This is a genomic window from Bradyrhizobium sp. UFLA05-108, assembly GCF_059803455.1.
The window spans coordinates 1-2,308 of sequence record NZ_JBANAZ010000169.1 but is presented as its reverse complement, the minus strand read 5'-3'; the positions used below and the strand labels follow the sequence as shown (position 1 = coordinate 2,308).

Here is a 2,308-nt window from a genome sequence, read left to right as displayed (position 1 = left end):
CACTCGTCAGCCTCCGCTCCCGCGATCAGGAACTGCGTCGCGACTGTCGTCTTGCCGGTGCCCGGGGCACCTTCGAGGAGGAATGCGCGTCCACGCTGAAGTCCTCCTCCCAGTACGTCATCCAGCCCCTCGATGCCTGTCCTTGCTTGACGCTCGATCCGTTGCGACACTCTATTGTCCGATCCCTGCTGCCTTTTTCCACACTGTCATACGCTCGGCCGGCCGCGAGCGAGCTGGTCGGCAGAAACGGAGCCGCCTGGCGCAAAGCATCCCGCGGATGCGGCATTGGCTCGTTTCGCCCGACGAGGTAGCCGTAGAGCCTCACCTGCCGCAAACTCCTGCGTACTCCTTCTGAAAGCACCTTCATAACAATCGTTCAAACGTCGGTTTGAGAGACGGTTGCTAAGCCTGTGCTGCTCTGCTGTGGCGAAGACCTTTCAACAACTGCACGACGGATCTAAATGCGGCCTCATCGGATCCTATGCTCCGTCCTCGCGCGGCTGGTTCAGCTGATAACGCTGGCAGCCATGAGAGCTGCCGAAAAGCAGACAAACGCAAGTCCTGCCGCAATTAGTAGAGCAGTTTTCAGTTCTCCTCCCATGTAGGCTCCCCAAAAGCTCGGTCCTGCGAGCGGCGAGCGAACAACCCCAGCACTCCGGATTGAATGCTGAGGCCGCCTGATGGCCGCTTCTTTCTCGAGGGATCGATATTTAAACCAAGCCAAGCCAGAAAAGTTTCCCGACGCGACCAATTTAGCTGTCGGAAATCGGTTAGCTGCTAAAGCTCCCGCTCCATCGCTGGATGGCTGCGGTTCTTCACCTTGACCCAGTGCTTCTGTGGACCTCCCCGGTAAGGCTGGTCACGATGCACAAGACTTTCAAGACCCACGCGGCATACGGCTCGGAATAGCGCGGGCTCGATCTCGCCCTGCTTGAACGCGCAACGGTGATCCCGTCCGGCCTTTGTGTCAGCAGTTTCTCCAGTTTGGTCTCGCGCAGGTGCAACGGCAGGTCGCGCAAGTCTTCGCCACCCATGGCGAGAACGACGAAGGCGTAGAATTGACCTCGTGGTCGTGCCTGCGCGAGTGCAGCGCATCGAAGTCGGAAAGGATCACCGCCATCGATGACGAAATGCTTCTGACGGTTCTTCAGCGCGGCCGCTGTGATCCACGGACATTGCTGGGTCCAATCGCTGCCGTTGCGGGACAGCAGGTGCTCGCGCTCGTTCATCCCGGATGACCAGCATTCGATAGCCGCCGTGCTTAATTTCGTAGAGCCGGTCAGGTCTTGCCGGGACCTGCTTCCCTGAGTCCATATGTGCTGCGCATGGATGTGCTGCGCATGGCGGAAAGATAGCTCCCAATTGCGAGCCTGGAGGCGCCGTCCCATTCTGGATTGGGATTCGGACAGCGCAACACTATGAAATCCCGAATGGTCGACGACATTGGTTGTTAAAGAGGGACCGGTAGTATCAAGAATTTAAACAATCCAGAGTTGGACACCCATATCAAAACAAGTTTTGGAGATCCGAATTGACTGAGTCTTGATCGGAACCACGAGTCGAGCATTATCCCCATAATACTACTTAAATGGGAAAGATAAATATGTTATAGAATTTACATGCGGGGGCTTGGGATGTGACGGAGGAACGGTCATGAAACAAGCCGAGCTCGAACGGATGAATATAGACGACCTGTGGGCGCTCCACGGCAGAATCTCCCAGGTATTGGAGCAAAGAATCCAACAGGAAAAAATGCTGCTCGACGAGCGCCTGAGACGGTTGCGGGTTTCTGAGCGTCGACCGTACCCGCCGGTACACCCAAAATATCGCAATCCTGATCGGCCCTTTGAAACGTGGGCAGGTCGAGGCAAGCGGCCGCGTTGGCTGGTCGCGCAGTTGAGATCGGGCAAGCGGATCGACGATTTCAGAATTGCGCGGGCTAACAAGCGATGAGGTTGCCCAATGCACAGCCCGCCCAGGAGTTAGAGATCAGCTTCATCGCACAGGCGCAATTCGTGCAACCCGCGCTATCGGCCCGCGCCGAGACCTACAGGTCATTCGGCACGAGGGACGCCGCCATTGAATTATCTCAGGGGAGGCTACTGGCAAAGCGTCTAGCCGATATACAGTACCGCCACGTCTAACTGCAGGTCAAAGCTCGCAAGCTGTCGGTCGAGGATTACGATCTCGCATTGAGTGTTGCCGAGGAAATCGACGACGCCAGCGGAAAGGATCGTGTCCCGTGGCGTGGTGTAGCTGAGCTTAGGCCACCACGTTCGCCGGCATGGGCCGGATCGATCAGCTGGCG

General features: G+C 57.2%; 4 protein-coding genes. 1 reads left to right on the top strand and 3 read right to left on the bottom strand.

What is annotated here, in order from left to right:
* Together SO140_RS45670 and SO140_RS45665 are read right to left on the bottom strand one after the other, a co-directional pair.
* On the bottom strand, positions 1–170 hold a 170-nt coding region (locus tag SO140_RS45670), incomplete at its 3' end, for an ATPase domain-containing protein (protein ID WP_498544173.1).
* Between the two features lie 645 nt (positions 171–815).
* A complete protein-coding gene (locus SO140_RS45665) occupies positions 816–1,229 on the bottom strand; it encodes a DNA ligase-like domain-containing protein (protein WP_474805062.1) in 414 nt (137 codons plus the stop codon).
* Between the two features lie 424 nt (positions 1,230–1,653).
* Here SO140_RS45665 and SO140_RS45660 point away from each other — a divergent pair, with 424 nt between their 5' ends.
* On the top strand, positions 1,654–1,953 hold the full coding sequence (locus SO140_RS45660) for an H-NS histone family protein (protein ID WP_474805064.1): 300 nt from the start codon (positions 1,654–1,656) through the stop codon (positions 1,951–1,953).
* 161 nt (positions 1,954–2,114) lie between these two features.
* On the opposite strand, the gene SO140_RS45655 is transcribed toward SO140_RS45660, so the two are convergent.
* The coding region (locus SO140_RS45655; protein ID WP_498544172.1) for a hypothetical protein at positions 2,115–2,308 on the bottom strand (194 nt) is incomplete at its 5' end.